Origin of the sequence: Pantoea sp. SIMBA_079 (assembly GCF_046940275.1) — a bacterium.
GTDB classification, from domain to species: Bacteria; Pseudomonadota; Gammaproteobacteria; order Enterobacterales; family Enterobacteriaceae; genus Pantoea; species Pantoea borealis.
Genome location: NZ_JAWRYR010000011.1, coordinates 25,292 through 42,096, shown reverse-complemented (window position 1 = coordinate 42,096; position 16,805 = coordinate 25,292). Strand labels below are relative to the sequence as shown.

The window sequence follows — 16,805 nt, the reverse complement described above, 5'->3', positions numbered from 1 at the left end:
ATCACGACACCTTCCTGATAATGGTTACGGCACGATACTGCCCCAACGTATCGCCCATCTCTTTTACCTGAATATCTTTTTGCGCGGCCAGATGCATCAGCAGGGCGACATCCGGATCGGTTTTACTGCGGACCAGGACGTGATCGGGCACGCGGCGCAGCACCGCGCGCGTGGCTTCGGCAATGCCGGGTTTGATACGGTTGCGGTTAAGAATATGATACTGCGCCGCCAGCTGGTTAATCACTGCCTGAGCAATCGCCTGCTGGTTGCGAAGGTGGGTGGCGTAAGGCACCGCTGCAGCAATCTGTGCCGTATCCAGCTGCTGCCGGAACCGGTCTACAGTGTCCACCATGCGCAAACTGCAGTCATACGCCAGCAGATGATCGCACAGCACGCAGCCGTGCAGGCCAGAGGCGCTCCACAGGGAACGTGACACCATGCCGGAAACCGGCGCGCCCATAATGCCAAACGGGATCAGCCAGTCGTCATCGGAGGCGGCAAGCCAGGCGCAGCCCGCCGGATCGGCCAGCACCGCCAGTCGCGGCAACGGCGGGTAGCCGGGCCGGTCGCGCAGGCTCTCAATCAGCTGGCCGGTGATGGCACCCTTACCGGTCCAGCCATCCACAAATACGATGCCCTCTGTGCCGTGCTTCGCCTCAATCAGGCTCAGCGCAGTTTCATCAATGCCGCGATCGCGGATAATGCTGATACCGTAGTGATACGATACCACGCCCATATCGCGCAGCGCGCGCTGCAGCATCACGCCAGGTGGCACGCCGGCCCGTACCAGGCTAACCAGAATCACAGGTTGCCCGGCGGCCTGAGCTATCAGCCCTTTAGCCAGCGTCACAACGTCACGTGCAAGCCGGGCGCTGCCCATCTCCAGCGCGCAGTTAAATATCTCCAGATGCGCCGCAGACGGCGCCGGCTCCTGGCTCAGCATCTCGGAATAGTGCTTCTGGCCGGACTGGATCAGGCGCTCTTTCTCATCGACCGGCGTCATCTCAAGCTGAACCGGATTCAGCAAAAACTGCACGTCCGAGGGCAGATAGGTGCCATGCAGCTGCTGTAATTCAGGGTTTTTCATGGGCGTCGGCCTTGTCAAAAATATGGCGGCGGATGGCGTCAGTAAACTGGCTGCGGGCGGGCATGCCAAACCAGTCACAGTGCTGCATAAAGCTGAAATCGCTGAGGCTATCGCCCAGCCCCATTACCGGGAATGGGCCACGCGTGTCGCGCAGCTGCTGCAACAGCCACGCCACCGCATGCCCCTTCTGAATGCAGTCAGGGATCCAGGCGATATTGTTGCCATTGGCATGGATATAAAAGCCCCGCGTATCGAGCTGCTGCTGCATCTGCGCATTGAACGCATAGAGTTCGGCAATCTGCGTGCTGTCGCGATGTTTCATCACAAAATAGATCGGGACACCATCATACTCGTAGTTCATGCGGCACCAGGCATTAAGGCCAGCGCGATCCAGCGCATCGCTCAGCTGCTGGCGATAGCTAACCAGCTGTGCCCGCATGGCTGACAGCTCGCTGGTAATACGATCCTGCCAGGCGCGGTTAAGGCTGCCGTCAGGTGACGCAATAACCGCGCCGTGCGTCATGACTTTCCAGGATGTAAAAGGCAGCGCCACGCGCGCCGTCTCTTCCGTACCGCGCGCGGTCACCGGGATCAGCTCTGCGCTCTGCAGCAGCCAGGAGACCAGCATCGACTGCTCCTGTGACATAAAGCTGCGCGGCTGCAGCTCGCGATCGTAGGCGCCCACTTCAACCGGGGTCTGCAGGGTTTCGGTCAGCATTTTTCTTTTCGTCTGGAACAGCGTGTCATCCAGATCGCACAGCACAACCGGCTTATTCATAAGCGATCACCTCAATGCGGGGGGCCGTCTGCTGTAATCCTGCCAGCAGGGTGGGACAGACAGCCTCCGCGGGCGTTTCAACACAGATAATCACCCGATCAAACTGCTGATGCGCCACGTTATAGACAAAATTTGGCATGCCAAGACCGTAGTTATCGCTGAAAGCGAGTATGGAGCTAATCGCCAGACCTTCTGAGATCGGCGAGCGCGTCAGTGAACCAAAGCGCACGCAGGCACCCTGCTGCTCCAGACGCTCTGCCAGCAGAAAAGGTGGCCAGATAAATTCTCCCGATCCCAGTACCAGAATACGTTCGCCCGGCTCAGAGTGCATATCGTCTGCAAAGCGGCAGTGAGCGTCCGCCATCCCCAGCCGTCCCCAGTCCTGACGGGCGGAGAGGGCCACTGCGCCCTGCGCCGTCACGTTTACCGCAGGCATTACCGGTACCGGTGCCCCTGCGCGTGGGGTCCAGTGCCACCGGCCCGCAACCAGTGAAACCGGCTCCACCGGCAGCGGACAATGATGACGCACGGCATCACCGCTCCAGTCGGTGAGCGTGACGGTGACCACACGCGTCACCGCCTGCAGACCCGCTTCGCGCAGCGCCTGCAGCAGATTCAGAAACGTATTGCCCGTGGTCGCTTCATCATCAATCAGTACCAGCGTACGCGCCTGCAGCGCACGGCGGCGCAGCGTAGCGTCAGCCGGAAGATAGATAAGGTGATCGGTGGCGTGACTGTGATCCTCTTTAAATTCACACAGCAAATCACCTTCTACCGGATGACGGGTGCTGGTGAGGAACACCGGCTCAGCGATCTGCTCTCTGGCCGCGCGGAATACGCCAGCGGCGAGACCCACGGCGGTTTCGGCCATACCGATAAACAGCACCGGCCCCGGAAGGTCATGCGGCAGTTTTGCTGCCAGCGTCTCATAACTGGCGCGCATGATGGCCGGACTGACCGGGATATGACGTCCCAGTATTTTGCTGACAAAAAGGAATGCCCGTTTGGGATTGCGGCGTGCGGCAATATCAAACAGCGTCTCCAGTGGCGTCTCGCTCGTCGTTTCTACACGCAGCGTGCCGCCAGGCAGCTCGCGCTGATAGATCTGTAAGGCAGCGGTCATCAGCGGCACTCCTCATCCGGGCTGGCAGACCATGTGACAGGGTCACACTGTGGCAGAGGCTGAACGGCATTGGTCGGGATGACCTGCACCGGATTAAACGCGGCACGCTGCGCAATGGCGTCCGCTGCGGAAATCAGTTCCAGCTGACGCAGTGCAAACAGGCCGGGCAGGTTAATCCCGCTGAACGCGGTATAACCGATACCGCCAGAAGGACGCAGGTTAGCCTCCAGCAGCACCGGATGCCCTTCAGCATCGTTGCGGGTCTGGACATTAATCAGGCCATCCACATGCAGCGTCTCTGCACAGGCAACTGCCAGGCGCCAGGCGGGCGTCTCCTGTTCAAAAACCTGTACTGAGCCCTCTTTGCGCCGGGCGACGGCTGCAATGACCCGGCCATTCTCCACCAGCATATCTACCGAGCGTTCCGGACCTGCAAGCCAGGGCATGACAATCTGCAGCGGCAGCGACTCACCGGCCTGCTGTGCACGACGCAGGCTCTCAATAAGCACGTCAGGATGGATCTGGCGGCTGTCCGGGTTGTTAAAAAAGCTCAGGGTATGCGCATCGCGTCGCAGCACCCAGAACCCCATGCCATAGATGCCGTGCACCGGTTTGATACAGGGTCGATGGCCCTGCGCCTCAACCTGCGCTATCGCAGCCGCTACCTCATCCGGCGTGCGCACTTCAATTGAAGGTACGGCAGGCAGACCGTGCGCGCTCATCTCCGCGCTAAAACGGGTTTTGTTATCAGCGAGCGTAAAGGTGGCGCGCTCGCGAGCGCCTGTTACCAGCCTGACACCCAGCGCTTCAATAGCCGTTCGCTGCTGCTCCAGCAACGCTCCGCGTTTGCCGGCGTGGATGGCACGTACCCGGTGCTGCTGACAGACATGCCGGATAAAAGCGAATAGGGCACCGTCATCCTCAGGTTCCAGATAAGCAACATCTGCTTCCGCCAGAATTTCCGGGCGGGAGGAGCGGTGAGAGGCAATCAGCACGAAATCATGCCGGCCCGCACGTCGCGCCTGCGCCACCAGCGCAAGAATATCTTTTTGGGAAGAAACCCCTTCCATAAACCAGATAGCATCCGGCTGACTCATCGTGTTGTATTCCTTATTTTTGCAGCGCAGGGCCTGCTGGCGCCGTCAGGTGAACGCCAGAACATTCAGGCAATCATATTATGATTGAATAAACTAATAAAGCACCTCGCTTCATTTACAGATTAATGACAGTTACCGCCTTACCAATAAAAATAGATAATTCTTTATAAAACATTACATTCATAACTGAAAGTAATCATATGATGATTGTTTTCTTGCGCAGGATAAAACTCATGTTATGATTGCTGAGCTGTTAAATTGATCGGCGTTTTTACTGCAGCAGCTAACCACTCATTAAGGAGAAGTGATGGTATCTTTAAGTAAGAATCAGACAATTTCGCTGGCGAAATCCAGCAGTGCGATTTCTCAAATTCAGTTCGGACTCGGCTGGGATCCTGCCAAAAAGAAAGGACTCTTTGGCAAACTTCTCGGCGGGGGCGATAGCATTGATCTTGATGCCAGCTGCGTGCTGCTTGACGCGCACGGTGGCGTGGTGGACACCGTCTGGTTCCGCCAGCTTCGTTCAAATGATGGTTCAATAGTCCACAGCGGCGATAACCGTACTGGCGAAGGCGACGGCGATGATGAGGTGATCAAAGCCGATCTGTCGCGTCTGCCAGCCAGCATTGAAAGCCTGGTGCTGACGGTAAACAGCTTTACCGGGCAAACCTTCAACGATGTAGCGAATGCCTTCTGTCGCGTTGTTGATCAGCAGGGCAAAGAGCTGGCGAAATTTACCCTGACCGAGCAGGGCTCGCATACGGCGGTCGTAATAGCTTCACTGCGCCGCAGCGGCGGCGAGTGGAACTTTACTGCGCACGGCAACGCTTCGCGTGCCCGCACCATTCAGGACATGATCCCCGATATTCAGGCGGTACTCTACTGATGAACCTGACGCCAGGGGGCAATGCCCCCGTACCTAATCAATCGCTGGTGGTGCGTGTCTCCTCTGGCGTACCGGTCGATATCTCAGCGTTTCGTCTCTATGACAACGGCAAAGTGCGCGGCGATTCGGACATGGTGTTTTATGGCCAGCGCGAAAATGATGACAGTACAGTGCGTCTTTCCGCGTCCGGCAACGAAACCATGTTTACCGTTAATCTGGCAACGCTGAAAAGCGATGTGCAGAAAATAGCCTTTACCGCCACCTGTGATGCCGGCAAAACCGTTGCGTCACTGGCGCGTCTCGCCATTCAGGTCGAAGCCGGCGGAAGCGTGCTGGTGCAGTGTGATGTTGATACCACCGGACGCAGTGAGGCTGCGCTGATCCTGGGCGAGCTTTATCGTCGTAACGGCGAATGGAAGTTCCGCTTTGTCTCTCAGGGCTTTAACGGCGGCCTGCAGCCGCTGGCTGAACACTTTGGTATAGAAGTGGATGAGAGCAGCGCTGCGCCCGCACCGGCTCCGGCACCAGCACCACAGCCCGTCGTAAATCTGAGCAAAGTCAGTCTGACAAAAGAGAAGCCCTCCATCAGCCTGACGAAAAAGGATGACTATGGTCAGATCCGCGTCAACCTGAACTGGAACCAGCGCGCTGCCGGCAACAGCGGCGGCGGTTTCCTGAAGGGCATCTTTAACAATAACAAAGGTGTTGACCTTGATCTGGCTGCGTTTGTGGAGCTGAAAGATGGCTATCGCACTATCGTACAGGCGCTGGGCAACAAATTTGGCAGCTTCCGCAGCGAACCCTTCGTTGAGCTGAAGGGCGATGACCGTACCGGCGCCGTCAGCGACGGTGAGTGGATCCATATCAACGGCAGCGAATGGAAGCAGATCAAAGAAGTCCTGATCTTTACCTTTATCTATGAAGGTGTGCCGAGCTGGGAAAACACTGACGGCATGGTGACCATTCAGGTTCCGGGACAGCCGCCGGTGGAAACCGCGCTTACTGAAGGCAACAACCGGCAAAACATGTGTGCGATTGCCCGTCTGATTAACGACAACGGCGCAATCCGCGTAGAGCGTATCAACCGCTATTTCAGCGGCCATCAGGAACTCGATCAGGCGTTTGGCTGGGGCTTTAACTGGCGCGCCGGTTCCAAGTAATCAGGAGTAATTATGAGCTTTTTTAACTCTCTTAAAGACAAATTTAACGCCGGCCGCGACGAGCTGACAAAACAGGTAAGCCGCTACAAAAACCGCGCCTTTCTCGAAGGCACCGTGGCCGTCTGTGCCCGTATTGCTGTTGCCAGCGACGGCGTCAGCAGCGAAGAGAAGCAGAAAATGATGGGGTTCCTGCGGGCGTCGCCGGAGCTGAGTATTTTCGACACCAATGAGGTGATCCAGTTTTTTGAAAAGCTGGTGACCTCATTCTCTTTCGATATGGAAGTGGGCAAGGGTGAAACAATGAAATATATCCTCGCCTTAAAAAATAAACCGGAACAGGCGCAGCTTGCGGTCCGGGTGGGTATTGCCGTGGCCAAAAGCGACGGTGACTTTGACGCCACTGAGCAGGCTAACGCCCGCGAAATTATTCAGGCGCTGGGCTTTCAGCCCGCTGAATTTGGCCTGTAACCGTTACTGACTTTTCTGGAGCTAATAGATGGAATCGACCCATATCGGGTTTCCGATTGAAACGGTAGCGGTGTTTTTACTGCTCTCTGTCGGAGCTATTTTTATCGACCTGTTCATGCACCGGCATGACAAACCTATTTCGCTGAAAAGCGCGGCGGGCTGGTCAGTATTCTGGATCCTGATGGCGCTGGCCTTTGCAGGCTTCCTGTATGTCCATCACGGCGCGGAAGTGGCCAGCCTGTTTGTGACCGGCTATGCGCTGGAAAAAGTCCTGTCGGTAGACAACCTGTTTGTCATGATGGCGATCTTCTCCTGGTTTGCCATTCCTAATAACTACCGTCACCGCGTGCTCTACTGGGGCATTATCGGTGCCATCGTGTTCCGCGGCGTTTTTGTTGCCATCGGTACAGGCCTGCTGGCGCTCGGTCCGTGGGTGGAAGTGGTATTTGCCGTTATCGTAGGCTGGACGGCTGTGATGATGCTGAAAAGCGGCGATGACGATGATGAGATCGAAGATTACTCACAGCACTTTGCTTACCGCATGGTCAAACGTTTCTATCCAATCTGGCCAAAACTCAAAGGCAGCGCCTTTGTGCTGAGCCAGAAAGAGGTCGATGCTGAACTCGCTAAGCCGGAGAACGCGGATGTGCAGGTAGGTCGCGTGAGCAAAGCGGCCCGCTACGCTACGCCGATGCTGCTCTGTTTAGCTGTGGTTGAACTTTCAGATGTGATGTTTGCGTTCGACTCGGTGCCGGCCGTGATCGCGGTCAGCCGCGAGCCGCTGATTGTGTACAGCGCCATGATGTTCGCTATCCTTGGTCTGCGTACACTCTATTTCGTGCTGGAAGGACTGAAGCAGTATCTGGTGCATCTGGAAAAAGCGGTGATCGTGCTGCTGTTCTTTATCGCCTTCAAGCTGGGCCTGAACGCGACCGAGCACTTCTTCCATCACGGTTACGCTATCGGCGCAACCACCAGCCTCTATGTCGTACTGGGCGTGCTGGCACTGGGGATTATCGCGAGCCTGCTGTTCCCGGGTAAAAAAGAAGAGCAGGCAGAGTAAGTCAGGGCGCGGCCCGGCCGCGCTATTGAATACCGCATACAGCGTATGCACGACGTGAGGAAAATAACATGGCAGTGACTCTCTCTAAAGGCGGCAACGTCTCCCTGGCAAAAGTCGACCCTTCACTGAAAAATGTGAAAATTGGTCTGGGCTGGGATACCCGCTCCACTGACGGTCAGGATTTTGACCTTGACGCCTCCGCTTTTCTGCTCACCGATGCAGGCAAGGTGCGTGGCGATCACGACTTCATTTTTTACAACAATCTGAAATCGGCTGATGGTTCCGTGACCCATACCGGTGACAACCGTACCGGTGAAGGTGACGGGGATGACGAATCGCTGATCGTTGAACTGGACCGCGTACCGCAGGACGTGACCAAAATTGTTTTTGTGGTCACCATTCATGATGCCGCAACCCGCCGCCAGTCATTCGGGCAGGTGGCAAACGCCTTTATCCGTCTGGTCAACAACGACAGCAACGTGGAAGCCGCGCGTTACGATCTGTCTGAAGATGCCAGCACGGAAACCGCAATGCTGTTTGGCGAGCTCTATCGCCACGCGGGCGAGTGGAAATTCCGCGCCGTTGGTCAGGGCTATGCAGGCGGCCTGGCCTCAGTCTGCGCGCAGTATGGTATCAACGCGTCCTGATCCGCAGTCACATACCCATTATCTGCCCGGTCTGGCCGGGCATCAGCCACAAGCAAAGAGGATTTCACCATGGCAGTTAATCTGACAAAAGGCGGTAACGTAAACCTGTCCAAAGAAGCCCCAACCATGACCAAAGCGATTGCTGGTCTGGGCTGGGACTCACGCGTCACCGATGGTCAGGCGTTTGACCTGGATGCATCGGTCTTTCTGGTCGGCGCAGATGGCAAAGTGTTATCCGATCAGCACTTCGTGTTCTTCAACAACGCCACCAGCCCGGACGGCTCTGTCGCGCATCAGGGCGACAACCGCACCGGTGAAGGCGAGGGTGACGATGAGCAGGTAAAAATTTCGCTGGCTACCGTGCCCGCCGACGTGCAGAAAGCCGTTTTTGCGGTAACCATCTACGATGCGGAAGCGCGTAAGCAGAACTTCGGTATGGTCTCTAATGCCTACATCCGTATTGTTAACGAAGACAACAACAGCGAAATCGCCCGTTACGATCTGTCAGAAGATGCCAGCACCGAAACGGCCATGGTCTTCGGCGAGCTCTATCGTCACAACGGTGAGTGGAAATTTAAAGCGGTGGGCCAGGGCTTTGCCGGCGGCCTGAAAGCGCTGGCAGCTCAGCACGGCGTATCCGTGTAACGGACTGCTGCAAAAGAGCCTCTTCCCCGTGAAGGGGCTTTTTTTTGTCTGTTAACCACCCACAGGGAGTGAAATATGGAACTGACCACCGGACAGAATATTGCTCTTAATAGCACGTGTCCTGAACTCTGCCTGACCTGGAAAACCAGGCCTGGATTCAGCAGCGACATTGATGCTTCAGCGTTTTTGCTCGGCGCAAATGAAAAAGTCCTCGGTGATTCGTCGATGATTTTTTTCAACCAGCCGCATAACGAAAACCGCAGTATTGTCATGCACAGCCATGCCGGAGAGGCGCGTTTTCAGATTCAGCTTCACGCGCTACCCGCTGCCGTCATGCGTATTGCTGTTACGCTGGTTATCGATGGCAGCGATACAGTAGGGGGTTTACAGCAGCTTACTCTGCAGTGTGGTGAACATCGCTACGATATCGCACCCGGCGATCGACGCGAGAAAGCCCTGATTGTCTGCCATCTCTATCGTCATAACGAACAGTGGAAACTGCGAGCGGTCGGGCAGGGATTTGATGGAGGCCTTCATCCGCTGGCGCTGCATTTTGGCGTGGATGTAGCAGAACCTGTGATCGCATCAGTACCCGCGGTTAGCCTGGAGAAGAAGCTTGAAAAACTGCCGCAACTGGTCAGCCTGGCAAAACCAATCCGCGTCAGTCTGGAGAAACACCGGCTCTCAGAAGTTAAAGCGCAGGTCGCCTTTGTGCTGGATGCGTCAGGCTCCATGACGGCACAGTTTAAGCGCGGTAATGTGCAGAAGGTGCTGGAGCGGGTAGCGGCGCTGGCCGTGCAGTTTGATGATGACGGCAGCATGCCGGTCTGGGCGTTTGGCGAAAAATTTCGTCAGTACGAGGATGTGTCACTGGATAACCTTGAGGGTTACATCGATCGTATTCGCAACGACGGCAGGCGGACGATGTGGGAAATCCTGCCGGGTCTGGGCGGCACGAACAATGAGCCACCGGTACTGGAAGCGATTAACAATACCTATCGCGACGCCACACTACCGGTGTATGTGGTCTTTATTACCGATGGCGGCATCAATAAAACACGCCTTATCAAAGAGAAACTCAGAGAGTCCGCCACACTGCCAGTTTTTTATAAATTCTTAGGCCTGGGCGGCAATAATTATGGCGTGCTGGAGCGTCTGGATACCTTTACCGATCGCCTGATCGACAATACACATTTTTTTCCGGTTGATGATGTCGGAAATATCAGCGATGAGCAGCTTTACGACTGGCTGCTGGTGGAGTTTCGTGACTGGCTGGATGCAGCAAAGCAAAAACGTATTCTGCGATAAGGTACGGCAGAGCGTTTTTCCTGCTGCTGCGGTTTACAGTCAGAACGCTGCAAGTTTTATGCAAATCAATGTCAATACGGTATCAATTGCGGATAACTAAGCGCACAATAGGGGTTCGTCGGCAGCGTTCTGAGCTGCTGACCCACACCCGATATCGGGGGACCTGTAATGAGTTTATATTCTGTCGAGGCCATCTGCGACCTCACCGGCCTTTTACCCGCCACCTTACGCAACTGGAAGCGCGCAGGCCTGATTACCCAGCCACAGCATAATGGTGAATACACCAGCGGACAGCTAACGCGTATCTATAGCGTGCTGGACCTGACGGCTACCGGCAGCACGCTGCCTGAAATTTACGCCTTTCTGCAGGGCAGGTCACCGCTGCCGCAAAATCGCTGGCAATGCCGGCAGGAAGAGATGACGGACCAGCTGCGCGACAGCTCGGATTTAGCGCTGCAGGCGCGCATGCGACAGATGGGCAGCGACTACAGCGGTGATGATTTTGTTAACGCTTATCTGAAGCCGCTGAACCTGCTGCTGCGCAGTGATAACAGCGCAGATTCGGTTATAAAGCAATCACGCTTTCATGATGCCGTGGTTTTTCACGCACGCTGTATCATGCGTGCATCGGAGCGTCGTAAAACTGTCCCTGTTTTTCTGGAAGCTATCAGCGTGACAGACGCAACCGAAATCTGGCTGGAAGCTATTCGCCTGACCGGGCAGGGCTGCCGGGTCGAGATTTCCGAGAATGTGACCGGGTTGCCGGCCACCTCAATTTATCGGCACGATCACCATATGATGTGGTGTGGAGCAGGGATCTCGCAGCTGATGCAGTGGAACTATCGTGAAAAACTGCGCAACGATAAACCGGTGATGCTAAGCGGCCCCGATCGCACATTGCTGACTGCAGCCTGATAAAGTTTTACAGCCCGGCTGGCTGCCGGATTGTACCTGTCGGCTAGCCTTCAGCCACCCTCTGAACACTCTGCCCATCAACTTCTGCACCCATAAAATCTGGTATCACCCGCACACTTTCGCAAAAAAGTGGCCTGAACCTTTCTAACCCCCTCCGTTTGTGCATAATAATATGTTATTGCTAAACCGATTTAGCTTGCGATCAGGAGAAGTGAAATGGTCAAACGGGTATGGTGTCTGGGCGATGCAGTTGTGGATCTGCTGCCGGAGTGTGATAACAGATTGATTCAGTGTCCCGGCGGTGCGCCCGCCAATGTGGCGGTGGGTATCGCCAGGCTTCAGGGCAACAGCGGCTTTATTGGTAAAGTAGGCGGCGATCCCTTTGGCACGTTTCTGATTGATACGCTTAATGCCGAGCAGGTAAACACCGAGTTTATGCAGCCAGATAACACGCAGCGCACCTCGGTTGTCGTGGTGGCGCTGGACGCAGACGGTGAGCGCAACTTTACTTTTATGGTGCGTCCTTCAGCAGATCTGTTTATCGAAACGCACGAGCTGCCAGCTTTCCGGGCGGGCGAATGGCTGCACTGCTGTTCGATTGCACTGCTCAGAGATCCCTCACGAAACACCACGCTGACGGCGATGCAGCAACTGCATGAATCGGGCGGCTTTGTGAGTTTTGACCCCAACATCCGGCACGATTTATGGGCAGATGAAGCGGAGCTGCGCGACGCGCTTGCCCGTGCGCTGGCTCTTGCTGACGTAGTAAAGCTTTCAGAAGAAGAGCTGACCTTTATCTGTAACACCAGCGATATCGCGGCAGGTATGCAGCAGCTGGCTGAGCAATATGCTATCAGGCTTATTCTGGTTACCCAGGGCCGCCAGGGCGTGCAGGCATGGTCCCGTGGCACGCTGCAGCACTATCCGACGCGCCCGGTTGTCAGTGTGGATACGACCGGCGCCGGAGACGCTTTTGTTGCCGGGCTGCTGTGGCATTTAGCCGGACAGGGTTTGCCGCAGGATGACGTGCAGCTCAGAGAGTGTCTGGAGCGCGCGCAGATCTGCGGCGGGCTGGCAACCACGGCGAAAGGCGCAATGACCGCGCTGCCTTATCTTGATCAGCTGCAGCAGCAGCTTGCCTGATTAAAGGGGGCTTGAAGGCCATTAGCACCGTGCCGGGAGCAGCAGGCCGGCCGGTAAGCAGGATGTAAGATTACAGCGAGGAAAAGCATAGCAGGGACATGTCATGTTTAATGCTGTTGTTTCAACCAGTGATTGGTTTTTTTTCATCCTGACAGGGTTATGATTTTTGCTATCCATGTACAGCACTTAAATTCAGGGGCCGTTATGCTTGCTATCCGTTTATCTGATGATATTGAGTCCCGTCTGGACTCGCTGGCGAAAAAAACCGGTAGAACAAAGACGTTCTATGCACGCGAAGCTATCCTTACGCATCTTGAAGATCTTGAGGATTATTACTTAGCAGCGGAAACAGTTGAGCGCATCAGGCGTGGAGAGGAATCCATGCATTCGTCCGAAGACGTGAGGAAGTCACTTGGTCTGGACGATTAATTACTCTGACCGTGCACTGAAAGTGTTGCGTAAAATGGATAAGCAAAATGCGCGACGGATAGTGGATTTTATGAACATACGCATTGCTGCTTCGGTAGATCCGCGCCAGTCAGTGAAGCCGCTAAAAGGTGATTTAGGTGAGTTTACACCCGTCGCATTAGCTCCATAAATACCCGCCTTCATATTTTCATAGCTAACAGTTCATGGGTAAGCATACCCGCCCTGAATCCGCGATTTTCAGGTCCGTTTTTCAGCTTAATAATTTAGCAGGGAAACTATCCAGGGTATGATGCGCGCTGGTTAACCTTACTGCTCAAAAGGAATTGGCGTGGAAATCATCGGTGATAATACTCTGGTCACAAGTCTCAGAGGCACATACAAAACCGTTCAGTGTCGCGGCGAACAGCGGAAGCACTGGCTTGAGCTTCAGTTCGTGGATGAGAACAACAGCCCGGTTACCGGGCTGAACGTTAGGCTGGAGTACCATCCGCTTGCCTCTTCGGTGTTCCTCGCTCTGCAGGATATGCTGGGCATTTCGCTGATGGAAACCCGGAAACTGCCGGGCGGGGAGCATGCCCTGGCCCGCTTTAATTTCGTTGCTGAGAAAGAAGTTAAAATTCCTCAGTAAAGACGTGGTTGTCGTGGTGGTTGCAACGCTGCTTACCGGATGTGATAACCGGCCTGACAGGATGCTGACGGAGTTGTTGCTAAAACTATTTCGTTCCATCAGACTTCAAACCCTCTTAAACGACACCATTCCGCAACCCGGCTGTTTTCGCAACTGAGCATCAGGCAGCACGCGTTTATTTATCCTACCCCTTTAAAGCTGAAACGATTAAACCAAACACCACCATTTCAGCTTGATTTCTCTCTCTGTGCGTCTAAAAACGCCGTCTTAACCTCTCAAAATGTGATCTAACCCAAATTTACAGAGATTACTGACGGTATAACCGACCGAAGTGAAGCACCTCACGGTTTCATTTTCCTCATGTTTGTACGCTTAGCTGACATTAGCTAAATCAATTCAGCAAAGGATGCATCATTATGAAATTAGCATTATTGGCCGGTGTGGTCATGGCGGGGATCAGCGTTCAGGCAGCAGCACAGACATGGGTGCTGACGGATGCTGAAGCAAGTACAGAGAAGGGAAACTGGCACATCGACAGCAAAACGCTGAAGCTGGGCGGCCAGCCGTTCAGCATCGAACAAAAAGTGCTGCATGGCGGCAAACAGGAAGGTTCGAAAGTCATTACGATTACCAGTCCGGAGGGCCTGACCATCGCGCTCAGCCCGACGCGCGGGATGGATTTACTGTACGTCAGGGGACACGGCGTGCGTCTGGGCTGGGATTCGCCGGTAGATGAAGTGGTCAACCCGGCCTATATCAATCTGGAGAGCCGCAACGGTCTCGGCTGGCTTGATGGCTTTAATGAAATGATGGTGCGCTGCGGCTATGAGTGGACCGGGCATCCGGTCACTAAAGATGGCCGCATCTATACGCTGCACGGTAAAGCGGGCAACACACCCGCTTCGCAGGTTGAAGTCACCGTGGATGATAAAGCCCCGCATGAAATCCGCATTCGCGGCCTGCTGAAAGAGCATACGTTCAAAAAATCGAACCTCGCCACCTGGACAGAGCTCCGTTACGTGCCGGGTACAGATGCCTTCACACTGCATGATGTGTTAACCAACCACGGCGATTATCCGCAGGATTATCAGATCATCTATCACAGCAATTTCGGCACGCCGATTCTGGAGAAAGATGCCCGCTTTATCGCACCGCTGAAATCTGTCTCGCCTTTTAACGATTACGCGCAGAAAGGGCTGAATAGCTGGAACGTCTATGATGCGCCTGCCAGAGATTTTGATGAGATGGTATTTAACCTGGTGCCGAAAGCGGACAGCAACGGAAAAACGCTGGCGGCGGTGGTTAACAGCAAAGGCGATAAAGGGGCATCAATCGAGTTTGATACCCGCCAGCTGCCGGTGCTGACCATGTGGAAAAACACCGACACGCTTAAACAGGGCTACGTTACCGGTATTGAACCCGGTACCAGCTATGCCTATCCGGTCACCATTGAAAAAGAGCAGGGCAGGGTTAAGCAGCTACAGCCGGGCCAGAGCACCACGTTTGAGCTGACTTACACGCTGCTGAAAGATGCTGACGCCGTCAGCAAAACGGAACAGCGTATCGGGCAGATTCAGGGCGATGAAAAAGTCACCGTAGATCAGGCGCCGATTGCTAAAGAGTAACCGCATGGAGCAGAGCCTGGCTCTGCTCTTTTTTCCCTCTTTCTCCTGCTTCTCTCTCCCCCATGTATTACCCACCTGAGACGTCCCTTTGCGTTTTCCTGCACTATTTTGCGATGTACTTCACATCACTTAAAACGGTTTAGCATAATCAGTTGCGCACAGTAACAAAGTTCATCAGGATTCAGTTACTAAATCGGTTTAGCAAAAAACAATATCTGATAATAGCTACCTCTCAGGGACGCCATACCATGAAAAAAAGCATCCTCGCCCTTACCCTCAGCGCCTTATTAAGTTCAGGAACAGCGTGGTCCGCCACCGATATGAGCAGTATTGAAGCGCGTCTTGCAGCAATGGAAAAACGTCTCGCGGCGGCAGAACAGCGTGCTGACCTTGCAGAAACCCGCGCAAAAGCAGCAGAAAAACAGGCACAAATGCTGGCCACCGCCCAGCAGAAAAATCAGACGGCGATTGCCCGGGTTGAACAGCGTACGGCAAAAGCCGCACCCGCGACGACAGGCAGCGAGGATAGCGGATTTGAGTTTCATGGTTATGCCCGCTCCGGCCTGCTGATGAACAGTTCAGCGGCCAAAACGCAGGGTGGTCCGACCGTTACGCCGGCTGGCGAGACCGGAGGACATGTGGGCCGGCTGGGCAACGAGCCTGACACCTATGTTGAACTGAATCTGGAGCACAAAGAGACGCTGGCAAACGGGGCCACCACCCGCTTTAAAGCGATGCTGGCGGACGGGCAGCGTACTTACAATGACTGGACAGCGGCCAGCAGCGATCTCAACCTGCGTCAGGCATTTGTTGAGCTGGGGCAGCTGCCCACTTTCTCCGGCGCTTTCAAAGACTCTACCGTCTGGGCGGGTAAACGCTTCGATCGCGACAACTTTGATATTCACTGGATCGACTCCGACGTCGTGTTTCTTGCGGGTACCGGTGCCGGGATCTACGACATGAAGTGGGGCGAAACCACACGCAGTAACCTGTCACTTTACGGACGTACCTTTGGTGATATCGAAAATAATGAAAACACCGCGCAGAACTACATTCTTTCACTGAATAACTTCACCGGACCGCTGCAGCTGATGCTCAGCGGCATGCGCGCTAAAGATAATGACCAGCGCACCGATATCGAAGGAAATCGCGTGAAAAGCGACGCGGCTAACACCGGCGTGCACGTATTAGCGGGCATCCATAACGATACTTTCTACGGCCTGCGCGAAGGCTCGGCTAAAACGGCCCTGCTCTACGGCCACGGTCTGGGCGCGGAAGTGAAAACGCTGGGATCTGACGGTGCGCTGCTGCCGGAAGCCGATACCTGGCGCCTCGCAAGCTACGGCATTACGCCGCTGGGCGGCGGCTGGCATATTGCGCCAGCACTGCTGGCACAGAGCAGCAAAGATCGCTACGTCAAAGGCGACAGCTATGAATGGGCGACCGCGAACCTGCGCCTGATTCAGGAATTCACGCAGAACTTTGAGATGCAGTATGAAGGCTCATATCAGTACATGGATCTGCGGCCTGAAGGCTACAACAGCCGCAATGCCGTGAGTGGCAATTTTTACAAGCTCACCGTAGCGCCGACGCTGAAAGCCAGCGACGTCGGCGACTTCCTCAAGCGCCCTGAAATCCGTCTGTTTGCCAGCTGGATGGACTGGGATCACCGTCTGGATAACTATGCGGGCGATGACGCCTTTGGCAGCAGCGGCTTTAAATCTGGCGGCGAGTGGAACTTTGGCGTGCAGATGGAAACCTGGTTCTGATTCTCCGGCCCCTGCGGGGGCCACATTCTGGCAG

Annotated in this window: 18 protein-coding genes; 14 read left to right on the top strand and 4 right to left on the bottom strand. The window is 55.0% G+C overall.

Features of this window, described 5'->3' with window-relative positions:
* Nucleotide 1: 1 nt before the first annotated feature.
* Genes SB719_RS14430 through SB719_RS14415 form a run of 4 tightly spaced genes read right to left on the bottom strand, consistent with a single transcriptional unit; the run spans nucleotide 2 to nucleotide 4,085 of the window.
* Nucleotides 2–1,087 carry a cysteine protease StiP family protein gene (locus SB719_RS14430; protein WP_065648016.1) on the bottom strand — a complete coding sequence of 362 codons (1,086 nt, stop codon included), beginning with the start codon at nucleotides 1,085–1,087 and terminating at the stop codon, nucleotides 2–4.
* Nucleotides 1,074–1,865, bottom strand: coding sequence for a hypothetical protein (locus tag SB719_RS14425; RefSeq protein ID WP_094111571.1), 792 nt, complete (start codon nucleotides 1,863–1,865; stop codon nucleotides 1,074–1,076). The genes SB719_RS14430 and SB719_RS14425 overlap by 14 nt, the downstream gene beginning before the upstream one ends.
* On the bottom strand, nucleotides 1,858–2,991 hold the full coding sequence (locus tag SB719_RS14420; protein WP_369826835.1) for a phosphoribosyltransferase domain-containing protein: 1,134 nt from the start codon (nucleotides 2,989–2,991) through the stop codon (nucleotides 1,858–1,860). The genes SB719_RS14425 and SB719_RS14420 overlap by 8 nt, the downstream gene beginning before the upstream one ends.
* A complete protein-coding gene (locus tag SB719_RS14415; RefSeq protein ID WP_065648018.1) occupies nucleotides 2,988–4,085 on the bottom strand; it encodes an ATP-grasp domain-containing protein in 1,098 nt (365 codons plus the stop codon). The genes SB719_RS14420 and SB719_RS14415 overlap by 4 nt, the downstream gene beginning before the upstream one ends.
* 307 nt (nucleotides 4,086–4,392) lie before the next feature.
* On the opposite strand from SB719_RS14415, the gene SB719_RS14410 reads away from it, so the two are divergent.
* The 14 genes from SB719_RS14410 (at nucleotide 4,393) to SB719_RS14345 (ending at nucleotide 16,771) form a co-directional block, all read left to right on the top strand.
* On the top strand, nucleotides 4,393–4,971 hold the full coding sequence (locus SB719_RS14410; RefSeq protein WP_094111573.1) for a TerD family protein: 579 nt from the start codon (nucleotides 4,393–4,395) through the stop codon (nucleotides 4,969–4,971).
* Nucleotides 4,971–6,131, top strand: a complete 1,161-nt coding sequence (locus SB719_RS14405) for a TerD family protein (protein WP_065648020.1) — start codon at nucleotides 4,971–4,973, stop codon at nucleotides 6,129–6,131. Before SB719_RS14410 ends, SB719_RS14405 begins: the two co-directional genes overlap by 1 nt.
* Before the next feature lie 12 nt (nucleotides 6,132–6,143).
* Nucleotides 6,144–6,599: a tellurite resistance TerB family protein gene (locus tag SB719_RS14400; RefSeq protein WP_065648021.1), complete on the top strand. Its 456-nt coding sequence runs from the start codon at nucleotides 6,144–6,146 to the stop codon at nucleotides 6,597–6,599.
* A 28-nt stretch (nucleotides 6,600–6,627) separates the two neighbouring features.
* Nucleotides 6,628–7,662 carry a TerC/Alx family metal homeostasis membrane protein gene (locus SB719_RS14395; protein WP_065648022.1) on the top strand — a complete coding sequence of 345 codons (1,035 nt, stop codon included), beginning with the start codon at nucleotides 6,628–6,630 and terminating at the stop codon, nucleotides 7,660–7,662.
* 68 nt (nucleotides 7,663–7,730) lie between these two features.
* A complete protein-coding gene (locus SB719_RS14390) occupies nucleotides 7,731–8,309 on the top strand; it encodes a TerD family protein (RefSeq protein ID WP_040113371.1) in 579 nt (192 codons plus the stop codon).
* A gap of 69 nt (nucleotides 8,310–8,378) precedes the next feature.
* A complete protein-coding gene (locus tag SB719_RS14385) occupies nucleotides 8,379–8,954 on the top strand; it encodes a TerD family protein (RefSeq protein WP_040113372.1) in 576 nt (191 codons plus the stop codon).
* Nucleotides 8,955–9,029: 75 nt separating this feature from the next.
* Nucleotides 9,030–10,262: a vWA domain-containing protein gene (locus SB719_RS14380; protein ID WP_065648023.1), complete on the top strand. Its 1,233-nt coding sequence runs from the start codon at nucleotides 9,030–9,032 to the stop codon at nucleotides 10,260–10,262.
* A gap of 168 nt (nucleotides 10,263–10,430) precedes the next feature.
* A complete protein-coding gene (locus SB719_RS14375) occupies nucleotides 10,431–11,177 on the top strand; it encodes a MerR family transcriptional regulator (RefSeq protein WP_065648024.1) in 747 nt (248 codons plus the stop codon).
* Nucleotides 11,178–11,393: 216 nt separating this feature from the next.
* Nucleotides 11,394–12,320: an aminoimidazole riboside kinase gene (locus tag SB719_RS14370; protein ID WP_065648025.1), complete on the top strand. Its 927-nt coding sequence runs from the start codon at nucleotides 11,394–11,396 to the stop codon at nucleotides 12,318–12,320.
* Nucleotides 12,321–12,479: 159 nt separating this feature from the next.
* Nucleotides 12,480–12,749: a TraY domain-containing protein gene (locus tag SB719_RS14365; RefSeq protein WP_412159324.1), complete on the top strand. Its 270-nt coding sequence runs from the start codon at nucleotides 12,480–12,482 to the stop codon at nucleotides 12,747–12,749.
* The gene (locus tag SB719_RS14360) at nucleotides 12,733–12,918 is read left to right on the top strand and encodes a type II toxin-antitoxin system RelE family toxin (RefSeq protein ID WP_283340703.1); all 186 of its coding nucleotides are present in this window, start codon (nucleotides 12,733–12,735) and stop codon (nucleotides 12,916–12,918) included. Before SB719_RS14365 ends, SB719_RS14360 begins: the two co-directional genes overlap by 17 nt.
* 159 nt (nucleotides 12,919–13,077) lie before the next feature.
* Nucleotides 13,078–13,377 (top strand): hypothetical protein, encoded by a 300-nt coding sequence (locus SB719_RS14355; RefSeq protein WP_065648027.1) that lies wholly within the window; start codon nucleotides 13,078–13,080, stop codon nucleotides 13,375–13,377.
* Nucleotides 13,378–13,793: 416 nt separating this feature from the next.
* Entirely contained in the window at nucleotides 13,794–15,002 is a 1,209-nt protein-coding gene (locus tag SB719_RS14350; RefSeq protein ID WP_065648028.1) for an aldose 1-epimerase family protein, read from the top strand.
* A 248-nt stretch (nucleotides 15,003–15,250) separates the two neighbouring features.
* Complete coding sequence (locus SB719_RS14345) at nucleotides 15,251–16,771, top strand: carbohydrate porin (protein WP_065648029.1); 1,521 nt, start codon at nucleotides 15,251–15,253, stop codon at nucleotides 16,769–16,771.
* The last annotated feature ends 34 nt before the right edge of the window (nucleotides 16,772–16,805 follow it).